The organism is Mesorhizobium sp. P3_A9 (assembly GCF_056402975.1).
In genome coordinates, this window is the sequence record NZ_JBFUGJ010000109.1 from 1 (window position 1) to 20,875 (window position 20,875).

At 63.2% G+C, this 20,875-nt stretch carries 18 protein-coding genes and 1 pseudogene; 10 read left to right on the forward strand and 9 right to left on the reverse strand.

Going from position 1 to position 20,875, the window contains the following annotated elements; genetic code table 11:
* A partial coding sequence (locus tag AC1DX0_RS16720) for an ABC-type transport auxiliary lipoprotein family protein (protein WP_477356127.1) occupies positions 1 to 372 on the forward strand: 372 nt, incomplete at its 5' end.
* A 38-nt stretch (positions 373 to 410) separates the two neighbouring features.
* On the opposite strand, the gene AC1DX0_RS16725 is transcribed toward AC1DX0_RS16720, so the two are convergent.
* From AC1DX0_RS16725 to AC1DX0_RS16735, 3 genes and pseudogenes are all read right to left on the reverse strand, one after another.
* On the reverse strand, positions 411 to 1,025 hold the full coding sequence (locus tag AC1DX0_RS16725; RefSeq protein ID WP_477220351.1) for a 3'-5' exonuclease: 615 nt from the start codon (positions 1,023 to 1,025) through the stop codon (positions 411 to 413).
* 42 nt (positions 1,026 to 1,067) lie between these two features.
* Positions 1,068 to 1,439: a hypothetical protein gene (locus AC1DX0_RS16730; protein WP_477220352.1), complete on the reverse strand. Its 372-nt coding sequence runs from the start codon at positions 1,437 to 1,439 to the stop codon at positions 1,068 to 1,070.
* Between the two features lie 142 nt (positions 1,440 to 1,581).
* Positions 1,582 to 8,152: pseudogene (locus AC1DX0_RS16735) on the reverse strand (kinesin).
* A 271-nt stretch (positions 8,153 to 8,423) separates the two neighbouring features.
* Here AC1DX0_RS16735 and AC1DX0_RS16740 point away from each other — a divergent pair.
* The 3 genes from AC1DX0_RS16740 (at position 8,424) to AC1DX0_RS16750 (ending at position 10,343) form a co-directional block, all read left to right on the forward strand.
* Positions 8,424 to 8,792: an Hpt domain-containing protein gene (locus AC1DX0_RS16740; protein WP_477220354.1), complete on the forward strand. Its 369-nt coding sequence runs from the start codon at positions 8,424 to 8,426 to the stop codon at positions 8,790 to 8,792.
* 100 nt (positions 8,793 to 8,892) lie between these two features.
* Positions 8,893 to 9,213, forward strand: coding sequence for a 2Fe-2S iron-sulfur cluster-binding protein (locus AC1DX0_RS16745; protein WP_477220355.1), 321 nt, complete (start codon positions 8,893 to 8,895; stop codon positions 9,211 to 9,213).
* Between the two features lie 98 nt (positions 9,214 to 9,311).
* Positions 9,312 to 10,343: an NAD(P)/FAD-dependent oxidoreductase gene (locus AC1DX0_RS16750; RefSeq protein ID WP_477220356.1), complete on the forward strand. Its 1,032-nt coding sequence runs from the start codon at positions 9,312 to 9,314 to the stop codon at positions 10,341 to 10,343.
* Between the two features lie 6 nt (positions 10,344 to 10,349).
* Here AC1DX0_RS16750 and AC1DX0_RS16755 read toward each other — a convergent pair whose 3' ends face one another.
* Positions 10,350 to 11,831, reverse strand: coding sequence for an MDR family MFS transporter (locus AC1DX0_RS16755; RefSeq protein ID WP_477220357.1), 1,482 nt, complete (start codon positions 11,829 to 11,831; stop codon positions 10,350 to 10,352).
* Positions 11,832 to 12,062: 231 nt separating this feature from the next.
* Positions 12,063 to 12,686 (reverse strand): DUF922 domain-containing Zn-dependent protease, encoded by a 624-nt coding sequence (locus AC1DX0_RS16760; protein WP_477220358.1) that lies wholly within the window; start codon positions 12,684 to 12,686, stop codon positions 12,063 to 12,065.
* 99 nt (positions 12,687 to 12,785) lie between these two features.
* Here AC1DX0_RS16760 and folP point away from each other — a divergent pair, with 99 nt between their 5' ends.
* Genes folP through folK form a run of 3 tightly spaced genes read left to right on the forward strand, consistent with a single transcriptional unit; the run spans position 12,786 to position 14,496 of the window.
* Entirely contained in the window at positions 12,786 to 13,637 is an 852-nt protein-coding gene (gene folP / locus AC1DX0_RS16765; protein WP_477220359.1) for a dihydropteroate synthase, read from the forward strand.
* Between the two features lie 3 nt (positions 13,638 to 13,640).
* Positions 13,641 to 14,000, forward strand: a complete 360-nt coding sequence (gene folB, locus AC1DX0_RS16770; protein ID WP_027044656.1) for a dihydroneopterin aldolase — start codon at positions 13,641 to 13,643, stop codon at positions 13,998 to 14,000.
* Positions 13,984 to 14,496, forward strand: a complete 513-nt coding sequence (folK, locus tag AC1DX0_RS16775; protein WP_477220360.1) for a 2-amino-4-hydroxy-6-hydroxymethyldihydropteridine diphosphokinase — start codon at positions 13,984 to 13,986, stop codon at positions 14,494 to 14,496. Before folB ends, folK begins: the two co-directional genes overlap by 17 nt.
* Before the next feature lie 26 nt (positions 14,497 to 14,522).
* On the opposite strand, the gene AC1DX0_RS16780 is transcribed toward folK, so the two are convergent.
* Positions 14,523 to 15,068, reverse strand: coding sequence for a DUF924 family protein (locus AC1DX0_RS16780; protein WP_477220361.1), 546 nt, complete (start codon positions 15,066 to 15,068; stop codon positions 14,523 to 14,525).
* Positions 15,069 to 15,083: 15 nt separating this feature from the next.
* Positions 15,084 to 16,919 (reverse strand): monovalent cation:proton antiporter-2 (CPA2) family protein, encoded by a 1,836-nt coding sequence (locus tag AC1DX0_RS16785; RefSeq protein WP_477220362.1) that lies wholly within the window; start codon positions 16,917 to 16,919, stop codon positions 15,084 to 15,086.
* 160 nt (positions 16,920 to 17,079) lie between these two features.
* Here AC1DX0_RS16785 and AC1DX0_RS16790 point away from each other — a divergent pair, with 160 nt between their 5' ends.
* The 3 genes from AC1DX0_RS16790 (at position 17,080) to AC1DX0_RS16800 (ending at position 19,783) form a co-directional block, all read left to right on the forward strand.
* Positions 17,080 to 18,117 carry an AraC family transcriptional regulator gene (locus tag AC1DX0_RS16790; protein WP_477220693.1) on the forward strand — a complete coding sequence of 346 codons (1,038 nt, stop codon included), beginning with the start codon at positions 17,080 to 17,082 and terminating at the stop codon, positions 18,115 to 18,117.
* An 11-nt stretch (positions 18,118 to 18,128) separates the two neighbouring features.
* Complete coding sequence (locus tag AC1DX0_RS16795; RefSeq protein WP_477220363.1) at positions 18,129 to 19,337, forward strand: MFS transporter; 1,209 nt, start codon at positions 18,129 to 18,131, stop codon at positions 19,335 to 19,337.
* A gap of 179 nt (positions 19,338 to 19,516) precedes the next feature.
* Positions 19,517 to 19,783 carry a hypothetical protein gene (locus AC1DX0_RS16800; protein WP_477220364.1) on the forward strand — a complete coding sequence of 89 codons (267 nt, stop codon included), beginning with the start codon at positions 19,517 to 19,519 and terminating at the stop codon, positions 19,781 to 19,783.
* A 92-nt stretch (positions 19,784 to 19,875) separates the two neighbouring features.
* Here AC1DX0_RS16800 and AC1DX0_RS16805 read toward each other — a convergent pair whose 3' ends face one another.
* Positions 19,876 to 20,427: a hypothetical protein gene (locus AC1DX0_RS16805; RefSeq protein ID WP_172228651.1), complete on the reverse strand. Its 552-nt coding sequence runs from the start codon at positions 20,425 to 20,427 to the stop codon at positions 19,876 to 19,878.
* Positions 20,428 to 20,550: 123 nt separating this feature from the next.
* On the reverse strand, positions 20,551 to 20,875 hold a 325-nt coding region (locus AC1DX0_RS16810; protein WP_477356130.1), incomplete at its 5' end, for a DUF697 domain-containing protein.

Genomic DNA, 20,875 nt, shown 5'->3' on the forward strand with positions numbered 1-20,875 from the left:
ATCCAGTATCTGAAGGGCGCGCAATGGGCCGACCGTCTGCCGCTGATCGTGCAGGCGCGGCTGGCCGAGACCTTCCAGCGCTCGGGCAGCTTTGCCGGTGTCGGCAAGCCGGGCGAGGGCCTGGCGATCGATTACCAGGTGATCGTCGAGATCCGGTCCTTCGAGGTGCGCGTCGAAGGCGGCGAACACGCCGAGGTCGACCTGTTCGTGCGCATCCTCAACGATCGCAACGGCGAGGTGCGGGCGTCCAAGAGCTTTACGGCATCCGCGCCTGTTTCGGGCAGCGGCAACCCTGCCTATGTCAGCGCGCTCGACAGCGCGTTTGGGGATGCCGCCAAGCAGATCGTTCGCTGGACCGATTCGGTGATCTGAGCTTCAGGCGCACTGGAATCGCGCCCGACTCTTTCAAGCTACAGGCAGCCGAAGGCATCAGGCCGCAGCTTTCCGGCCTTCAGCAGGTGCTGCAAGGTGTAAGTTACGGACAGTGCGTCGTCGAGTGCGTCATGTCCCTGCAAAGGCGGGTGTTCGACGCCATAATAGTCCGCAAGCTTGTTGCTCGGCGTCCTCGCCAAATCCTCGATCGGCATCCCAGCCGCGATCAGCAGCTTTACGGCATTGTCAAACCGGGTGGCCGGGATGGAAGGCTGAATGCCTGCGACATAGCAACTGATGGCGATCATGTTCAGTTCGTCCTTGCCCCAGGACCAGAATCGCGCCCCGCCGGAAAAACGGTCGACGTCGGCAAGGGCATCTCCCAGCGCGACGCCCTCGGTCTCGATGTTGTCCTCGGTGATGCCGGTCAGCTTGGTGAAGAACGGATCGAGTGCGTATCTCCCGCCAAATCGGTCGATCGGCCTGACATAGGCCTTGTGTGTGCCGAGCAGCGGAAAGTCGTCTTCAAGCCCAAGCCTGACCGCGCCAATCTGCGCGATGATCGGGTCGGGATCGTCGGCCGCGCACCAAAATCGGCGTTGCGAGCCCTCAAGGCAGAGAAACTCGCAGTCGAATATGATCGCCGTCTTCACGGTCGGTACCCTTCTATCTAGCGGATCGCGGGGTCGCGTTCGTCACGTGTCCTGCCATGCCACCGACTGGTATTGGCCACCGTTGTTGAGGAAGAAGTATGCTATCGCCTCGTAGCACTGCTTGATCGGGATGCACCACGACAGCGGATATTCGTCAACCTGACCATTCGCCAGCGTGTAAACGCAGGTCCCATCCTTAAGTTGGGTCCCTTGTGTCACCGAACCGCTGTCTCCATCGAAGCGCAAATACATCAGCCAGGCGTTGTCGCCATTCCTCAGCATAGAGAGAGACTGGCCACCTGGGGCCGAGATCCATAATTCAAACTGCCGCTCCAGGTCGAAGTGACCAAGGACTGGGGCGAATTCTTCGAAGGTCTCGTATGGCTGAGTGTTTCCCTTGAATGTGACTTTCACCGCGTAGGCTCGCCTGAAGAAGGTGATGGCACTCTCTAGATGTGGTCAAAGCCGACAGGGAAATCGGCATTTTCGGCACCCCGCTTGCGGAAATGCAGAGGTTTCCGCAAGCGAATCTCGGTGGCCGCCTGGCCACTGAAGCTTAGTGCAGTCGGCCACTGGCGTGAGCCAGCATGGTGTAGACCTTGCCGGTGTCCGACGTCAGGTAGGTCTGCGCCATGATGTTGTCGCGGTCGTTGCGAGAGACATCCTTGAGCAGCTTCTCGAAGTCGTCGCAGTAACGGTCGACGGCGGCGCGGAACTCGGCCTCGCCTTGATACTTGCGGCGGATTTCGTCGAACGTCTGCTGGCCCTTCAGCGTGTAGAGCCGGCGCGTGAACACGTCCCGCTCGCCGCGCCGATAGCGGTTCCACAACTCAATCGAAGCATCGTGGTCGATGGCCCGTGCGATGTCGACGGAGAGCGAGTTCAGCGATTCCACGACATGCAGCGGCGAGCGCTGGGCAGGGGCCGCGCGCGGTGCCTCAGCAGGCGCCGAGGGTGGTGCCGCCGGCCTGAGCTCCGCATCGTTCGACGCCGCGGTCAAGAGGTCACGCACCCAGCCGCCTTGCGGCGTGCGGGCGTTGGCGTCGGGACGCTGGCGCGGTGCAGCAGCTTCGGCCGGACGCTCGAGATCGAGCGTACCGCGCAACGCGGTGCCGCCCAGCGGCGCCTGAGGTGTGCGAAGCTCCGGCTGCTGCGGCGCCGGCGCACGACGCGGCGGCTCGGCAGGACGAGCCGCCGGCGCCTGCGGTGCCGGGCGCAGATTGCGTGGCTCCGCGCTGTCGCCGCCGCCACGGCCAGACTTCGCAACGATGTCCGAAAGCTCCTTCAGGGCGTTGATCTGCTCGGAAACCGCGCGGCGGATAGCAGAGGTCGATTCCTTTGCCTCTTCCGGCATCTCGATGACGCCTTTCTTGAGCTCGGCGCGGGTGAGGTCGAGTTCGCTCTTGATCGAGCTCGCGGTGCGCCGCATCTCATCGGTGGCATCGGCGAAGCGCTTGGTCGCCGAATCAACGACGTCGGTGATGGCGTTGCGGATCTTGTCGGCCGACTCCATCGTCTTGCCTTCTGCGTTCTGCAGCGTCTGGCCGACGAGGTTTTCGAACGAGCGCATGACCCTTTCGAGATCTTCCGACTTCTTGACCAGGCCGACGGCGAGGTCTTCGAGCGACGACTGCCTTTCCAGCGTGTGCTCGAGGTTGCTCTGGGCTGAGCTCAACAGGTCCGAGGCGCTGGCGAGCAGGCGGCTGTGCTCATCGAACTTGGTGGCGATCGAGGCCACTTCGCGCAAGGTCGACGATGACAGTTCCGTCAGCCTTGTCGTGTTCGAATCGACCAGACGCGCCGAGCTGGCGAAGGTCTGCGCCGCCTTTTCGGTGGTCGCCGCGAAGCTCTGCGTGCTGCCGCTCAGACGTTCGTCGACCTGGCCGAGGTTGACCGCGGCCTGCTCGATCAGCTGACCGAGCTGCGAGCTGGACTTGGTCATGCGGCCGATGAGATCGGCAACGCTGTCGGACAGCGACGAGCGGGCGCCTTCGACCGCCGACAAGGTCTCGGCGGTGCGGCTGGCGAGCGCATTGACCAGGGCAGCATTCTCGCTGCGCAGCTTCTCGGTGGCGCGTTCGGTGACCTCCTCCATGCTCTTCTGCAGTTCCGAGCCACCCTGAGCGAAGCGCTCGACCAAAGGCCGCGCGGTCTCGTCGAGGATTTTGGACATTTCGGCGGACCGCGCCGCGAGCATGGTGTTGAGTTCGCGGGTGTTGGCGCCGATCGTCTTGGCGGCATCGTTGGTGCTCTGGCCGATATGCTGGCCAACCGCGGTGAAGGTCTCGGCGATCACATTGGCACGCGAAACGAGCTGCGCCTCGGCTGTCGACACCTGCTCGTTGAGCCTCTGGCCCATTGCCTCCGTGGTGTAGGCGAGCCGGTTCTCGACGCCGGCGATCTGCTCCTCGACACGGGCGGCCGCTGCCGCCGCGCTCGATGCAAGACGCTCGTCGGCGCCGGCAAGCGCCTGCTCGATTTCGCGGGCATGCACGGCCATCTCCTGGCCGGTCTGGCGCGCACGGTCGGCAACCCTCTGCTCGGTGCTGGCGAAAGCACCGACGATGGTCTGCGCATGCTCGCCGATCGTCGACGTGCTGTCGGCGATGCGCGAGACCAGGCGCTGGTCGGCATCGTCGAAGATGCGGCCGATTTCCGAAGCACGGTTGGACAGCGCGTCCGAGCCTTCCGCGATGCGTGAAACCAGTTGCTGGTCGGCGGCGTCGAAGATGCGGCCAAGATCCGACGCGCGGGCGGCCAGCGCCTCGGCCGATTCGCCGATACGCACGCCGAGCCGCTGGTCAGCGCTTTCGAAGTTGCGCAGGATGTCGCCGGCGCGGGCGGCCAGCGACTGTGCCGTCTCGACGGCGCGGGCAACCAGTTTCTGGTCGGCCGCATCAAAGGCCCCGGCAATCTCGTTTGCACGGGCGGCCAGATGATCCGCAGTGTCCTGAGCCCGGGAGGTGGTCCGCCACGTCGAAGGTACCGGCGATTTCGCCGGCACGGGCGGCCAGCTGGTCGGCGGCTTCATGGGCACGGGCCAGCAGCGAGCTGGAGGTGTCGTCGGCGCGGGCAAGCAAGGCGTTCGACGTATCTTCCGCACGGGCGTGGAGGCGACGATCGGCCTCCTCGAAGGTGCGGGCGATGTCTTCGGCCCGCGCCAGAAGGGCGGCGGACGTCTGTTCGGCACGCTCGGCGATCTTGCGATCGGCGTCGCTGAAGGCGGCACCAGCCTGCTCATGCAGCGTGCTGGTGACCTCCAGGACTTTTTCGCGCAAGGCGCCGGCAACGAATACCGCGCTCTTCTCAAGCACGCTGCGAACATTGTCGACGCCGGTCGAGAGCGCACGCTCCATGGTTCCGGCGCGTTCCTCGATGATGCCGGTCTGACGGCTGAATGCCTGCTCGATCTTGTCCACATCGGCGGCGATCGCGGCCGAGATATCGGTGCTCCTGGCCGCGATCTGGTCGATGTGGCCGGACAGCGAGCGGTCGACATCCTTGCGGGTCTCGGACAGCCTGCCGAGATCGTCTTCCAGCGCGCGGGTGAGCATGTTGCGGCCTTCGGCCAGCTTGCCGACATGGCCGGCGATGATACCGTCGATCTCACCGCGGCTTTCGGTCAGCTTCTGCAGGTCGGCCTCCAGGACCCGCGAAAGCTGCCCGCGATCTTCCACCAGCTTTTCCGACTGGCTGGATATGACACCCCTGATGGCGTTGAGGTCCGATTCCAGCGCGCGCTTGAGAATGTCGCGGCCTTCGGCGAGCTTCTCGACCTGGCCGGCGACCAGACCGTCGATGCTGGAGCGGCTTTCGGCCAGCTTGGCCAGATCGGCTTCGAGGGCGCGTTTGAGAACGTCGCGGCCTTCGGCCAGCTTCTCGACCTGGCCGGCAACCAGGCCGTCGATGCTGGAACGGCTTTCGGCCAGCTTGGCAATATCGTCCTCGAGGGCTCTCGACAGAGTAGAACGATCCTGGACGAGCCTTTCTGCATGGCTGTTGACTAGGCCGCTGACGCTCTCAAGGTCGGCTTCCAAAGCTCGCGCGAACTGCGCGCGGTCATCGACAAGCTTCTGCGACTGGTCGGTAACTGCACCTCTGATTGTGTTGAGGTCGGTTTCCAAAGCCCGCTTGAGGATATCTCGGCCTTCGGCGAGCTTCTCGACCTGGCCCGAAACCAGCCCGTCAATGCTGGACCGGCTCTCAGCCAATTTTGCCAGATCATCTTCCAACGCCTTGGACAGCGTCGACCGGTCCTGCACCAACTTTTCGCCATGGCTGTTGACGAGGCTGTTGACGCTGTCGAGATCGGCTTCCAGCGCCCGAGCGAACTGGGCGCGGTCGTCGACCAGTCTCTGCGACTGGTCGGCAACGGTGTTCTTGATCGTGTGGAGGTCGGCTTCCAGGGCGCGCTTGAGAATGTCGCGGCCTTCCGACAGTTTCTCGACCTGGCCGGCGACCAGACCGTCGATGCTGGAACGGCTGTCGGCAAGCTTGGCGAGGTCGTCCTCGAGAGCCTTCGACAAAGTCGAACGGTCCTGAACCAGCCTGTTCATGTGGTCGGCGATGACGCTGTTCACATTCTGCAGGTCGGCTTCCAGGACCCGCGAAAGCTGTCCGCGATCCTCCGCCAGCCTTTCCGACTGGCTCGATATGACGCCCTTGATGGTGTTGAGGTCCGATTCCAGCGCGCGCTTGAGAATGTCGCGGCCCTCGGCCAGCTTCTCGACCTGGCCGGCGACGAGGCCGTCGATGCTCGAGCGGCTTTCGGCCAGCTTGGCAAGATCGGCTTCGAGCGTCTGCGACAGCAGGCTGCGGTCATTGGCAAGCCGTCCCGAATGATCGTCGAGCAGGCCCCTTATGCCCGAGAGGTCGTTCTCGAGCGAACGGCCGAGATGGCCGCGGTCTTCCACCAGCTTTGTCGAATGCGCCTCAATCAGGCTCTTGATGCCGGCAATATCGTTTTCCAAGGCCTTGGCGAGCACCGCACGGCCCTCGGCGATCTTCTCGACCTGGCCGGCGACCAGGCCGTCGATGCTGGCGCGGCTGTCGGACAGTTTGCCGAGGTCTGCTTCCAGGGCGCGCGACAGGATGTTGCGGCCTTCGGCGAGCTTCCCAACGTGACCGGCGACCATTTCATCAATGATCGTACGGGCTTGCACGAGTTTTCCGGAGTCTTCATTGAGAGCAAGCGAGAGCCGGTTGCGGCCGTCTTCGAGCCTTTCGAGGTGGCTGCCGAGCGACGCATCGATGGCGGCGCGCGATTCGTTGACCTTGCGCAGATCCTCTTCGAGGGCGCGCGCGATCAGGGTGCGGCCTTCGGCCAGCTTCTGCACCTGGTTGGTCACCGCGGCATCGATGCCGGCGCGGCCCTCGGCGAATTTCGCCAGGTCAGCCTGCATGGCGGCGGCCATGCGTTCGCGGCTTTCGGACAGTTTGCGGCTGTGGTTTTCGACGGCTTCCTCGATGCCGACGCGGGCGTCGGCAAGCCGCTGGATGTCGCTGTCGAAGGAACGCGAGACGACATGACGCGCGGCTTCCATGCGGCCGGCAAAGTCGCTGGCGCGGGCTTCGAGCATGCTCGAAGTCGAAGTGACGATGTCGGCCATGTCGGCGCCGATCTGGGTCTTGCCCTGATCGATCATCGCGGCCAGCGTGTCCTTGCTCTCGGCGAAGGTGTGGGCGATTTCGCGGGCGCGCTCGACCAGCGTCTCATTGATCTGGCGGGCGCGGGCCTCGAGCGCGGCGTTGAGCTTCTGCGTGCCGGTGTCCAGAGCCTCGGCTCGGGTCTGGAACTCGCTGATCAGCGCCTGGCCGCGTTCGGCCAGCGTGCGCTCGATGCCGTTGAGGCTGGCTTCGAATTCCGAATTGAGCGTGCGCGCGGCGCCGCCAAGCAGCGACACCATGCCGGTGGTGCGATCGTCGAGCAGATCGGTCAGCGACCGGGTCAGGCCGTCGGTCGTATCCGTCAGCTTGGCAATGCGCGTGTCGAGCAGGCTGGCGAAGGCCTCGCCGGAGGTCGAAAGCCTGTCGGTGATGTTATCCAGCCGGCCTTCCACGGAATCGAAGATCGACATCGAGCTTTCGTTGATGCGGTCGATCAGCGTGTCGCCGGAATTGGTGATCGTCATCGACAGCTTGGTCGATGCGTTGAGGATCGAGTCGCGGATGATGTCGCTGGCCGCGCCGATTTCATCCCGGAGCGTCTCATGCGCACCCGAAATCGAGGCGCGGACGCGCTCCGCATGGGTGACGACCGCCTCGCGCTCGCTGCCGAGCCCGTCAACGAGCGAACGGATGCGGGTTTCGTTTTCCGAATAGGAGCGCTCGATCTGGTTGACTTCGCTGTGGACCAGCGTTTCCAGTTCCACGGCGCGGGCAAGCGTGCGTTCGATGCCTTCGCCCATGGCCGCCACTTCGCGGCGAACGGCCTGGCCGATCATCATGACGCGATCCTGTGCCATGTTTTCCGGCTCGGTCAGGCGGAAGGCCACTTCCGTCATCGACTGTGCGGCAATGCGCATGTCCTGGGCGCGGCGAATCATGGCCGCGAAGGCCCAGAACAGGATGATCGGCACGATCGCAGCTATGGCGAGGCCAATCAGTTCGGGACGGGCCAGGAACTGGTCGAGTGTGCGGATACGCCAGATGCTCGGTCCGAACAGCAGGTTGGCCAGCCCGCCGGCGCCCGCGATCCAGGCGAGCGAGACAAAGGCAATGATCCAGTAGACCGTGTTGGAGGCACGCCTGTTGAGGCTGTGCAGAAGCGTCTTGTAGTCCTTCTGACGATCGTCATTGGCCGGCGCAAAGCCCGTCTGCTGGGTGCCATTGCCATTGCGTGTCTCAACGGGACGCAGCTCGGCGGGCTTGGCTTTCGGCGCGGGCTTGGCGGCCTGATTGACGACGGGAGCCTGATTGGCGGCGGGTGCCGGCTTCTGGTTGCGTCCCTCGCGGGCCAGTTCGTCGGCGGCCTGGGATATCTGCGCTTCCAGATCTTCCATCGAAGCCGCGATATCGAGGTCGCCGCTGCCGACATCGCTGCTGAGGTCGAGATCGAGTGCCTTTTCCAGTTCCCTGGCTACGTCGCTGTCAAGCGTTCTCGTCGTCGTCGTTGGTTTCTTTGCCATGCCTTCGCTACCCTGTACTAGCTGCCGCGGGCTTATATTTGTCGTTGTCGTACCCCCGCGCAGGAGGCTGAAAATGGACCCTCGTATCGTAATGACACAGGGGGGTAAAGAAAACATGCATTCCGTGGGATACGTAAAACTTTAAATATAAGGTTAACGGAAGCGTGATTTGGGCGCCGCTTTCGCAACATTTTTCCCGGCCATTCATTAACCCGTTGTCCATTGGATTCGCCTAGTTTTCCGGGCGACCGAAGAAACGGAGTTCGAGTTCATGCGTGGCGAAAGCGGCATTGCCTTCTCAATGCCCGGGGGCGACGTATCGGGAACCAGGCAGTCCCGACCGGTCGATTTGGCACACCTTGCCCGGCAAACGATGGGCGACCGCGCCCTTGAGCAGGAAGTGCTGGCACTGTTCGTACAGCAGGCGCTGTCCGTGCGCGACAAAATAGTCGATGCCGACATCAAGGATCGATTGCTGCTGGCGCATGGGCTGAAGGGCTCTGCCCGCGGCGTCGGCGCCTTCGCCATCGCCGATTGTGCCACCTTGATCGAGCAGCGGCCGGAAGACGGCCAAACCCTCAAGCGGCTTGGCAAGCTGATCGACGAAGTGCGCGATTTCATCGCCGCCATCAATCGCTGACCCCGGTTTGCGGAAAAACGTCACCGAGCGGCGCTTTCGCGCGGCAGTTGACTTGTCCGCCGGAGTGATTATCTCGGCGGTAACTCCCTTCAGGTGACAAATGACCAAGCTGACCTTCATCGCCCATGACGGCACACAATTCGACGTGGACGCCGAAAACGGCTCGACGGTCATGGAAAACGCCATCCGCCACGCCGTGCCGGGGATCGAGGCGGAGTGCGGCGGCGCCTGCGCCTGCGCCACCTGCCATATCTATGTCGACGAGGCCTGGACGGCGGAAGTCGGCGAACCGGAAGCGATGGAAGAGGACATGCTGGACTTCGCCTACGACGTCCAGCCGAACTCGCGGTTGTCCTGCCAGATCAAGGTGCGCGACGCGCTCGATGGCCTTGTGGTGCGGGTGCCGGAGCGTCAGGGCTAAGGCGCCTTCGGCCCACGTTCCAATTTCTTTGATACTTGCTGCTTGGCAGCAGGCCACGGCTCATGCAGTCTCGCCCCATTCCCAAGGGGACACATCGCATGACCGAAACAATCAAGACGGACGTTCTCATTGTCGGGGCAGGGCCGGTTGGCCTGTTCGCGGTGTTCGAGCTTGGCTTGTTCGACATGAAGTGCCACCTGATCGACATCCTCGACCGGCCCGGTGGCCAATGCGCGGAACTCTATCCGGAGAAGCCGATCTACGACATTCCCGGCTGGCCTTCGATCTCGGCGCAAGGACTGGTCGACAAGCTGCTCGAGCAGATCCACCCGTTCAAGCCTGACTTCACCTACAACCGCATGGTCTCCAGCCTGGAGAAGCTGGAGGATGGCAGCTTTCGTGTCACCACCGACGAGAACGAGGTGTTCGAGGCCAAGGTGGTGGTGATCGCCGCCGGCGGCGGCTCGTTCCAGCCGAAGCGGCCGCCGATCCCGGGTATCGAACCCTATGAGGGCAAGAGCGTCTTCTATTCGGTGCGCCGGATGGAGGATTTTCGCGGCCACGACCTTGTCATCGTCGGTGGCGGCGACTCGGCGCTGGACTGGACGCTGAACCTGCAGCCAGTGGCAAAGAGCGTGACGCTGGTCCATCGGCGCGCTGAATTCCGCGCCGCGCCCGACAGCGTCAACAAGATGTACGCCATGCAGGAGATGAAGGAGCTGGAATTCAGGGTCGGCCAGGTGACCGGGCTGACCGGGGCCGACGGCCAGCTATCATCGGCTACCATCAAGGGTGGTCCGGACGGCGATATCGAAGTGCCATGCACGCGCATGCTGCCATTCTTCGGCCTGACCATGAAGCTCGGGCCGATCGCGGAATGGGGGCTCAATCTCCACGAGAACCTGATCCCGGTCGACACCGAGAAGTTCCAGACGTCGGTGCCCGGCATTTTCGCGGTCGGCGACATCAACTGGTATCCGGGCAAGCTGAAGCTGATCCTGTCGGGCTTTCATGAAGTGGCGCTGATGGCGCAGGCAGCCAAGCGCATCATCAGCCCCGGCGAACGCATTGTGTTCCAGTACACGACCTCGTCGACAAGCCTGCAGAAGAAGCTCGGCGTCTCCGGCTAACCCTTTTTACTCCGCCAGGATCGGCGCCGGATTGTCGACATGACCGCGAAGCTCTTTCTCGGGCATCAGCGTCAGGGTGATTAACCCCAGCACCAAAGTGGCGGCCGCGACGAGAAAGATCATCATGAAGGGTTGGACGGATACGACATGTCCAGCCATCTGCACGCCTTCACCGGCCAGCGGCAGCCCAAAGCCCAGAGCGACGGCGCCAAGCATCGCGACTCCCAAGGCACTGCCCAGCGAACGCAGGAAGGTCAGCACGCCCGTTGCTACGCCGAGGTGCATACGATCGACAGCGTTCTGCACGGAGACGGTGGTTACCGGAAACGTCGTTCCGGTTCCCAATCCAATGCAGATGGTCAGCACTTCGACGACAAGCAACGATGCATGTCCGGCGACAAAGGCCAGCAGGCCCATGGACAGGGAGGCGAAGATGACGCCGGTCATCGCGATGCGCTTGTAGTGGGTAAAGCGCGGTATCAGGCGGCCGCTGGAAGCGGCGCCGCCCACGGTTCCAAGCAGAAGGCCAAGCATCGCAATGCCCGATTGGCTGGCCGTCAGGCCAAGGATCGACTGCAGGTAGACAGGCAGGTAGACGGCAACGCCGACGCTGGAGGCCTGGAACAGGAACATCGACAGAGTGCCGGCCAGGACGATCGGATTGCCAAGCACCTCGAGCGAGATGAGCGGTTCGGCGGCTCGCATCAAGCGCAGGGCAAAGGCGCCCCAGAAAAGGGCGGAGCAGGCCAGGACGCCAATGACTTCCGGCGATAACCAGGGGTAGGCGCTGCCGCCCCAGTTCAGCGCCAGCAGCAGCAGTGCCGTGGCCACGATGAGAAGCAAGGCACCAAGACCATCGATGCTGTGGTTCTTGGCGGCGATCGGCAGTTTCTTGAGTGGCTTGTTGATGATTGCCATCGCCAGGAAGCCCAGCGGAATATTGATCCAGAAGATCAGCGACCAGTGCAGATGTTCCGCGAAAGTGCCGCCCAGCAGCGGTCCGGCGACGCTGGCGACGGCCCAGGTGCCGGAGAACCACGCCGCATAGCGCGCCCGCTCTCGCGGCGGAACAAGGTCGCCGACCACCGTCTGCGTCAGCGCGAAAAGGCCACCGCCACCGGCACCTTGGATGGCGCGTCCCAGGACGAGGACGAACATGTTGGGAGCCATTGCGCTGACCAGCGATCCCAGGAGAAAGATAAGGATTGCCGCATAGACGGTGGGCCGACGGCCATAGACATCGGAAATCTTGCCGTAGAGCGGCGCCACGGCGGTTGCGGTCAAAAGATAGCCGGTGACGATCCATGGCAGGTATTCGGCATGGCCGAGCGAGCGCCCGATGGTCGGCATGGCAGGCGCGACGATGGTCTGATCAAGTGCGGCCAGCAGCATCGACAGGAGAACGCCGCCAATGATGGCGTTCTTCTCGCTTTCGGTCAGTGGTGTGGCGGCAGCCGCCATGGTCTGCTTGTCGGCAGCTTGGTCCATAGTCTTTGTCCATGTGTTTGCGCGCTGTGCGGGTCACCGATTGGGCTTGCCTGGTGTGTTCGCCGCGCGATCGGTCGTGGTGCTCGTGCTTCGAAGGTTGTGCCCTGCCAACCCCGTGATATGTCGTTCCGTATAAGCCGATTTCGACCTCTGCTCGAAAATTTTTCGAAGCTGGCACTACGCTTCGGCGTGGTTGGCCTGCGTTGGCGCCATCAGTTGCGCCGCCCAAATTCAGGCCGGTGGCGGCAACTGACCGCTCTCGATGCGCTGGATGCGATAGCGCATGAGCCGCAGGATACGGCTTTCGAAATTGACGCTTTCGACGCGATCGAACTGCACCTGGGCGCGGTCGTGCTTGGCGAGGATGGCGGCGGTGATCTCGGCCGCCTTGGCCTTGGCCGCACCGCAATCCTTCTGCGGATAGGTCGCCCTCAGCGCGTCTTCCAACTGGCGGCCATGGTTCTTGGCGATCTCGACATGGCGTTCTTCGTGGCGCTTGATGTCGGCAGCCAGCGTATCCCAGAACAGCTTCACATCGGGGTCTGCCTTGCGCGGGCGCCGCCATTCCGGAAGGATCACCTTGACCTTGACGGTCACGGCGGCGTCGGCGATCCGGCAGGAGCCAGCCTGCCTTGCGTAGCTGATACGGGTGGTGAAGGCCATCTGGGTGGCGCCGGGGTGGCGCGAGCCCGTGCTCTTGACCTGCGGTCCACGTGTGGAGAGCTGCTTCTCGATGTCTTCGAGCGTGCTGCCGCCAATGGAAAAATAGCTGTATGTTTTCACCAGATTGGCCGCGCCCGCCGGGACGGCGGTCACGGCAAGCAGCAGCGCGCAAAGCAGGGATCGTTTCATCATATTGCCTCTTCCACCACCTTGCTTTACGGCCGTTGCCGGCGCAACGGAATTGATCCTTTGCGGATCACACATCGTTGATGAGCCTATGGTTGATATGCAATGACGGCGAGGCGATGGCAGCTGGCGCATGGACGCCATCTCGACCTTGGCGGCAAGGCCGTGGTCGTCGGCATCCTCAACGTCACCCCCGACAGCTTTTCCGACGGCGGCCTGTTCGATGTGCCTGAAGCGGCACTGAGCCAGGCGCGTCGCATGATCGGGGAAGGGGCTCAGATCATCGATGTCGGCGGAGAATCGACCCGGCCGGGCAGCGCCGCCATATCGGCCAGCGAGGAACAGGCGCGCGTCCTGCCGATAATCGAGGCGCTGGCGAGCGCCAACGAGGTGCTGATTTCGGTCGACACCTATCGTACTGAGACCGCGCGGCTTGCAGTGGCTGCCGGCGCACATATCGTCAACGATGTCTGGGGTCTGCAGCGCGAGCCTGACATTGCGCGGGTCGCCGCCGAAACCGGCGCCGGGCTCGTCATCATGCATACCGGTCGGGATCGCCAAAAGCTGCCCGACGTCATCGCCGACCAGCTGGTGTTCCTGGAAAAATCGTTGGAGATCGCCCGTCGGAGCGGCATTGCGGACGATCGCATCGTGCTCGATCCCGGCTTTGGCTTCGCCAAGGAGACGGCGGAGGAAAATCTCGATCTGATGGCACGGTTTTCCGAGCTTCATGCGCTCGGCTTTCCATTGATGGCCGGTACCTCGCGAAAACGCTTCATCGGCGCCGTCACCGGCCGCGATGCGGTCGACCGCGCTGCCGGGACGGCGGCGACCAGCGTCATTCTCAGGCTCAAGGGCGCGCATCTGTTTCGCGTCCATGATGTCGCAATCAACGTGGACGCGCTGGCCGTGGCGGATGCTATGCTGGCGCGTGAAACCGCCGCACCGGGACGCTGAGCCATGTATGTCATCCGCTTGAAGAACTGCGCCTTCTTTGCCCGGCATGGCGTGCTCGACGAGGAGGAGGCGCTCGGCCAGCGTTTCTATGTCGACGCGGTGCTGTCGGTCGAACCCGGACGCGCGCTTGTCGACGACGCCATCGAGGAAACCGTCAATTATGGCATTGCCTTCACGGTGATCGAGAAGATCATCACCGGCGAGCGGCGCTTCCTGATCGAGGCCCTGGCAATGGAAGTAGCAAAGGCGCTGACGGAGCGGTTTCCGCAGATCAAGAGGGCCGAAATCACCGTGCGCAAGCCGAACGCGCCAGTGCCCGGCGTGCTCGATTATGTCGAGGTGACCGTTGTCTGGCCCGAATAACACCGTCTACCTCAGCCTTGGCGGCAATCTGGGCGACCCGGCTGCCTCGATGGCGGCTGCGCTACGCATTCTCGACGCCGATGCGGAGACGCGGGTCACTGCAGTCTCCTCGCTCTATCGTACGCCGCCCTGGGGCAAGCTCGACCAGCCGGATTTCCTCAACGCCGCGGCCGAATTGTTGACCCGGCTCTCGCCGCGGGCGCTGCTCGACCTCTGCCTCGATGCCGAGCGCAAGCTCAAGCGGGTGCGCGAGGAGCGCTGGGGGCCGCGCCTGATCGATATCGACATACTGGTGTTCGGTGACCGCGTCATCCATGAGACCGGGCTGGAAGTGCCGCATCCGCGCATGCTGGAGCGCGCCTTCGTGCTGGCGCCGCTGGCCGAGATCGCGCCGGACCTTGCCGTCGGCGGGCGAAGCGTATCGGAGCGATTGGCTGCGGTCGAGACATCAGGCATCGAACGTCTGACGTCCGGCCGGGATTGGTGGCTGACCTGAGCTCTTCGCCGCGACCGTCGTAGCGATCAACCGGAGAAGCCGCCTTCGTTGAGAAACGCCTGCTCCTGCGGTGTCGTCTCACGGCCAAGCATTTTGTTGCGGTGCGGAAAGCGACCGAAGCGCTGGATGATGTCGCGATGCTCCAGCGCGTATTTCAGGTTGAACTCGGCCTTGGCGGTGTGCAGTTCGACCGAGATGTCCTGGTCGGCAAGGTTTTCCGCATGTTCAAACGGCAAATACAGGAACACGCGCAGTTCCGGCTCCAGCGCCAGATCATGCCCGGCAGCCACCGCCTTTTGAGCGAAATGCTTCGCCAGCGGGTCGGTCGCGTACATATGGCTGGTGCCGCGAAAGCAATTGCGCGGAAACTGGTCGAGCAGGATCATTAGTGCCAGCGAGCCTTCGGCATGACCGGACCAGTCGTCGCATTCGCGCCGCGCGGCGGCATAGTGCAGGTCGAGAAAGTGGTCGCGGAAATCGGCATCGAAAGCCTCGTTCTTCTCGAACCATGCATCCTCGCCGGCGTCACGCCAGAATTTGGTGACCGACAGAGCCCGGCTGTCCAATTCCATTCATGAATCCTTAGTTCAATCGGCGGTTTCGGATTTGTGCAGCACGCCGGCCGTCTCCTCGTTGAGGGCCTGACCAGGGCGGCGCGGCGTGGAGAGGGGTGTCGGAATCGGCGTGCCGATATTGCCCCGCAAGAAGCGTTGGCCGGCGCGGATACCTTCGGCGAGCTGGGTTTCGAACCGGTCGTTGTCGCGGCGCCTGACATCCTCGATCGTTTCAGCCACGTCTTCGGGATCAACGCCAAGCGATTCCAGCGCCGAGCCGCCGAAAACCAGTGCCGATTCGAAGGTTTCGCGCAGCTGGTAGTCGACGCCGGCGCGGATGAGCTGCAGCGCGGTGCCGCGATCGAAGGCGCGCGCCAGCACGGTCAGCAAGGGAAACTCAGCCTTGACGAGTTCGGCGATGCGAACGGCGGCATCGGCCTTGTCGACGCAGATCAGCACGGCGCGCGCCTGGCCAGCGCCCGCGGCGCGCAGGATGTCGAGTCGCGTGCCGTCGCCATAATAGACCTTGAAGCCGAAATCAGCCGCCGCCTGGATCATCTCGACATCATTGTCGATGATCGAGACGTCGATGCCGCGCAGCAGCAGCGGCTGGCTGGCGATCTGGCCGAAGCGGCCGAAGCCGATGACCAGCACGCTGCCGGTCAGGCCGTCGGCGACATCGACGCCATCGAGCGATTGCTCGTCGCGCGGGATTATATAGCGCAGGGCGATGATCGCCAGTGGCGTCAGCACCATGGAGATGATGACGATCGCCGTCAGCGTTGCGTTGGCGTTGCTGTCGATGATGCCGACGGCAGCGGCGGCGGAGTAGAGGACGAAGGCGAATTCGCCGCCTTGCGCCATGAAGACCGCGCGTTCCAGCGCCTCGCGATGGCCGGTCTTGAGGATGCGGGCGACGATGTAGATGCCAAATGCCTTCATCACCATGTAGGCGACGACATAGATGGCGATCAGCTTCCAGTTCGCGGCCACCACATGCAGGTCGAGCGACATGCCGACGGCCAGGAAGAACAGGCCGAGCAGGATGCCGCGGAACGGCTCGATGTCGGCTTCGAGCTGATGGCGGAAGGTCGATTCGGACAGAAGAACGCCGGCCAGGAACGCGCCCATCGCCATCGACAGGCCGCTGAGCTGCATGGCGAGCGCCGATCCGAGCACGACCAGAAGTGCCGCGGCCGTCATCACCTCACGCGCACGGGCATCGGCCAGGATGCGGAAAAAGGGGTTGAGCAGATAGCGACCGGCCAGCACCAGTCCGACGATCGCGGCAAGGCCGATGCCGACCTCTGTCAACCTTTCCGACAGGCTGGTGTCGGCGCCACCGGGCGCCAGGAACGCGATCAGGGCCAGCAGCGGCACGATGGCCAGATCTTCCAGCAGCAGGATGGAGACGATGCGCTGGCCTTTCGGCGAGGCGATCTCGCCGCGTTCCTCGAGAAGCTGCATGACGATCGCCGTCGAGGTCAGCACGAAACCGGCGCCGGCGACGAAGGATTGCGAGATTGGAAAACCACCGGCCATTCCGACACCGGTCAACAAGACCGCGCAGACGCCGACTTGCAGCGCGCCGAGCCCGAAGATTTCGCGGCGCAGGCCCCAGAGCCGCGACGGCTGCATTTCCAGTCCGATGATGAACAGGAACATGACGACGCCGAGTTCGGCGACATGGAGGATGGCCCCCGATTCGGAAAAAACGCCGATGCCGAACGGGCCGATCACCACGCCGGCGGCGAGATAGCCAAGGATCGAGCCGAGGCCCATGCGCTTGAAGATCGGGACGGCGACGACCCCTGCGGCAAGCAGCGCCACCACCTGAATGAGATCGCTGCCCGACGCTTCCGCTGCCATGCCTCTTGTCCCTATGTCCGACAGCACTCCTTGCATGCAGTTGGAGCGGGAGGCAAGGGCGGGGAGCCTGCCAGGACGGGTAGGTGCCGTTGAAGCGTTTCCCCTGGTGGAACAACCGTCTTCGCTTGCCTGCCGGACGATTGGTATCTATATCGGCGGGATGACTATCCATTCGTCCCGACCGTCTCCGCCGCCCCATATTCCGATGGATGCGCTTAGCGAGGTCCTGCAAGACTTTCGCTTGAGTGGCGTCAATTATGGCCGCTGCGAGCTCCGACATCCTTGGAGCATAGAGTTTCCGCAACAATCGCTGCTTCGTTTTCACTTTGTCGGTCAGGGTCCTTGCTGGATCCATACCGAAGCGCAGGGATGGCAGGAGTTGCGCGATGGCGATCTGGTGCTGCTGCCGCAAGGCATCGCCCATCGGCTGGCCAGTGCGCCGGACGTTGCAGTCGGCTCGCTCGATGATTGCCGGGTAACCAAGTTGGGGAGCAATGTCTGCGAAGTCGTACGGGAAGGCACGGGCGCGACAAGCACACTTTTTTGCGGCTCAATGGCCTTGGGCGCCTGTGCGTTAAACCCATTGATCACGCTGATGCCGCCTATCATCAAGGGTTGCGACGTGGCTGGCAATGACCCGGTGGTTGGTCCGTTGCTGGCGGCCATGACCGCGGAGGCCGCGCAACCGCAGATGGGCAGCGCCACCATCTTGTCGCGTATGGCGGACTTGCTGACAGCCCGGCTCATTCGCTGCTGGGTCAATTGTACGGGAGCTTCGACCACCGGCTGGCTCGCTGCCATCCGCGACCCCCATATTGGCCGCGCTCTGGCAGCCATGCACAGAGACCCCGGCCATAACTGGACGCTCGAAAGCCTCGCCAGCCTGGCAGGCCAATCGCGCTCGATTTTCGCCGAGCGCTTCAGCGCTGTATTGGGAGAGGGTGCTGCACGCTATCTCGCCCGTTTGCGCATGCAGCTTGCCCGCGAGTTGTTGGGGCAAAACGGCTTGTCGGTGGCCGAGGTAGCTACCCGCTTGGGCTATGAGTCCGAGGCATCCTTCGCTCGCGCCTTCAAGCGCATCACCAATGTCTCGCCAGGCGTTGTGCGTCGCACAATTCCCGGACGAATAGACATGGATTTCGGATTTTTAGATACATATCATCCGAAGAGACTGGTTTATGAAGATCTCCAAACTTAGGAGATCTTTCCGTGACTGACACAACATTACAGCTTGAAGACGCGGCGATAGACGTTGATGCGGCTGCGCCGACCGCGTGGAGCGCAACCACCTGGTTCGCGGTCATTTCATTGGCGGCCACCAGCTTTGCCCTGGTCTCAGCCGAATTTCTGCCGGCAGGTCTGCTGACACCAATGGCGCGCGATCTCGGCATCAGCGAGGGAACGGCCGGACAGGTCGTCACCGCCACCGCTTCCGTCGGCGCCGTGACGGCGATGTTGAGCAATGTTCTTATCGGCCGATTGAACCGCAAGACGGTGCTGGTTGGCCTCATGGCCCTAGCGGTCGCTTCCAATATTCTTGCGGCGCTGGCGCCCAATTTCTGGCTGCTGTTGCTAGGCCGGGCCGGGCTGGGAATCGCTCTCAGCGCCTTCTGGGCGCTTTCGGTCGCCGTCGTCGCGAGGCTGGTTGGCGCCAATGCGACAGGTCGGGGCATGGCTATCGTCACCCTCGGCGTCTCGCTCGCCACCATTGCCGCACCGTCGATGGGTGCGCTGATCAGCGACTGGCTGGGATGGCGCAGCGCCATGGCCATGACAGCGGGGCTGGCCGTGGTCGCCATGTTGCTGCAGTTGCTTAGCCTGCCGTCGTTGCCCGCAACGGCAAGCAATAGTCTTGCAGACGTCCTTCGGCTGACACGGCGGCGTGGCATTCAACTTGGCATGCTTGCTATTCTTTTGTTGATGACGGGGCATTTTGCCGGCTCGGTCTATGTGCGCCCCTTTCTCGAACATGTGACGCTGCTTGCAACCGGGCCAATTGCCCTGGCGTTGCTCGGATTTGGCATCGCCGCAGTGATCGGCAATATTGCCGGTGGCCGCATGGCCGACGCCAATATCCACGTGGCTCTTGTGGTTACCGCCGCATTGATGGCGTTTGCGGCGCTGGCATTGGTGCTTTGGGGCGTGCACATTGGCGTTGCCTTTGGCTTCGCTACGTTGTGGGGCTTCGCCTTCGGCATGGCGCCGGTGGTGCTGCCGACAAATTTGTCTCGCGCAGCGCCGGACGCGCTGGAAGCAGCGGGCAGCCTGATGGTCGCCTCTTTTCAGGTCGCCATCACCATCGGCGCGGTTGTCGGTGGCTATGCCGTGGACACCTATGGCCCTACAGCGCCTTTGACCGTGACTGCTATCCTTGCCGCATCGACAGCCGTCCTGGCGCTGCTACAGCCGCGCAACTAAACTTTGCCGCCGCTGACACAGTAGCCCGAATCCGGCCCGGACAATATTGCAGGCGCGTTACACAAGTTTACGCCGGGTGCGCGTTGCTTGTTGCCACATTCGAAGGCTAAGGACGCTCGGCTACGGCCATTGGAGGGTGAGCGACGATCAAGTCGCGCCCTTTTGAGGAGATGACTGACATGAAGAAGTTTTTGCTTGTTGCCGTCGGCCTGGCGGTGCTCGCCGGTTCTGCCTGTTCGAAGGCGCCGGAATGCACGACCGAGATCGCAACCAAGAAGGCGCAGGACATGGCTGCCGCTCTGCAGGAAGCGATCACCAAGGATCCGTCCAAGGCGGCTGACCTGACTGCCAAGGTCCAGGCGGTGACAACCAAGTATCAGGGCGCCACGACACTTGCCGACGCCTGCAAGGCGTATGACGAGGTGACGGCCGCCATCAAGGGCTAACGCCTGGTTCGACTGTTTGTTTCTAGGGGAGGCGGTGGCGATGGGCTGCCGCCTCTTTGTTTTTGGGGAATGTGCTAGGGCGCGATACGCGCTCAGTTCGGCGCGATGGAGCCGACTTCGACGGCGTCGACGCGCTTCAGGCTCATGCCGATGACCGGTACCAGCTGGTCCTGGACACGCACGGCAACCGTCACGGTCATCGAATTGTCGTCGGGGATGCGGGCCTGCATGACGCCGCGCAACTGGTTGCGGTTGATGGTGAAGACCACCTTGCGGGCATCGACAACGTTGCCGCCGATGATGTCGAGGCCGGAACCGGCAGCGCCGCCCATGAAGGAACCCTTGTAGTCACGGCCCTTGCGCTCGATCTTGGCCGACATCGGCTGGGTGAACATGCCGACCCGGCAGCCGCCGTCCAGCGTCATGCCCATCTTGCCGTCCGGCGTGGAGCCGGTGAAGCTGCAGTTGAATTTCGTGCCCTTGTACTTGCCGGCGACGATTTCGCCCGGGCCGACCCATTTGCCTTCGGCCGACTGGAAGAACTGCTTGTCCGGCTCTGTGGCGGAAGCCCCCGAGGCAACACCGACGACCGCTGTGATCGCGACGGCCAGGGGCAAGACGCTGGACAGAATTACGCTTTTCATCGACGACACCCGGCAACAAAGATGCTGTTTGGAACCGGTTTGACCATGAAGAAGATTGGTTAATGCTTCGTCACTGCGGGGCCTCGAAACCGCGATCCGTTCACCGACTCGAAGAGTAAAACGCTATTTGCCGGAGCCCGGCGTCTCGGTGTCCTTCTTCGTGGCAAACGATGTCAGTGCCGAGAGGAAATCGCCAAGCCCTGGGCGCTTCGCTGCACTGAAGGGCAGGGGGCGCGCCGTTTCCATCGCCGCGATGCCGATGCGCGCCGTCATCATGCCGTTGACGACGCCCTCGCCAAGCTTGGCTGAAAGCCGTGCGGCCAGCCCATGGCCGACGATCTGCTGGACGAAACTGTCGCCGACGGCGATCGAGCCGGTGACCGCCAGATGCGCCAGCACGCTGCGTGCCAGGCGGAAGAAACCCAGCGTTCCCGGCCGTCCGCCATAG

Bases quoted from the DNA above. Each gene is read 5' to 3' on its own strand.
- AC1DX0_RS16740 (WP_477220354.1), top strand. From the start codon at position 8,424: ATGCGTGGCGAAAGCGGCATTGCCTTCTCAATGCCCGGGGGCGACGTA.
- AC1DX0_RS16745 (WP_477220355.1), top strand. From the start codon at position 8,893: ATGACCAAGCTGACCTTCATCGCCCATGACGGCACACAATTCGACGTG.
- AC1DX0_RS16750 (WP_477220356.1), top strand. From the start codon at position 9,312: ATGACCGAAACAATCAAGACGGACGTTCTCATTGTCGGGGCAGGGCCG.
- AC1DX0_RS16755 (WP_477220357.1), bottom strand. From the start codon at position 11,831: ATGGACCAAGCTGCCGACAAGCAGACCATGGCGGCTGCCGCCACACCA.
- AC1DX0_RS16760 (WP_477220358.1), bottom strand. From the start codon at position 12,686: ATGATGAAACGATCCCTGCTTTGCGCGCTGCTGCTTGCCGTGACCGCC.
- folP (WP_477220359.1), top strand. From the start codon at position 12,786: ATGACGGCGAGGCGATGGCAGCTGGCGCATGGACGCCATCTCGACCTT.
- folB (WP_027044656.1), top strand. From the start codon at position 13,641: ATGTATGTCATCCGCTTGAAGAACTGCGCCTTCTTTGCCCGGCATGGC.
- AC1DX0_RS16780 (WP_477220361.1), bottom strand. From the start codon at position 15,068: ATGGAATTGGACAGCCGGGCTCTGTCGGTCACCAAATTCTGGCGTGAC.
- AC1DX0_RS16785 (WP_477220362.1), bottom strand. From the start codon at position 16,919: ATGGCAGCGGAAGCGTCGGGCAGCGATCTCATTCAGGTGGTGGCGCTG.
- AC1DX0_RS16790 (WP_477220693.1), top strand. From the start codon at position 17,080: ATGACTATCCATTCGTCCCGACCGTCTCCGCCGCCCCATATTCCGATG.
- AC1DX0_RS16800 (WP_477220364.1), top strand. From the start codon at position 19,517: ATGAAGAAGTTTTTGCTTGTTGCCGTCGGCCTGGCGGTGCTCGCCGGT.
- AC1DX0_RS16805 (WP_172228651.1), bottom strand. From the start codon at position 20,427: ATGAAAAGCGTAATTCTGTCCAGCGTCTTGCCCCTGGCCGTCGCGATC.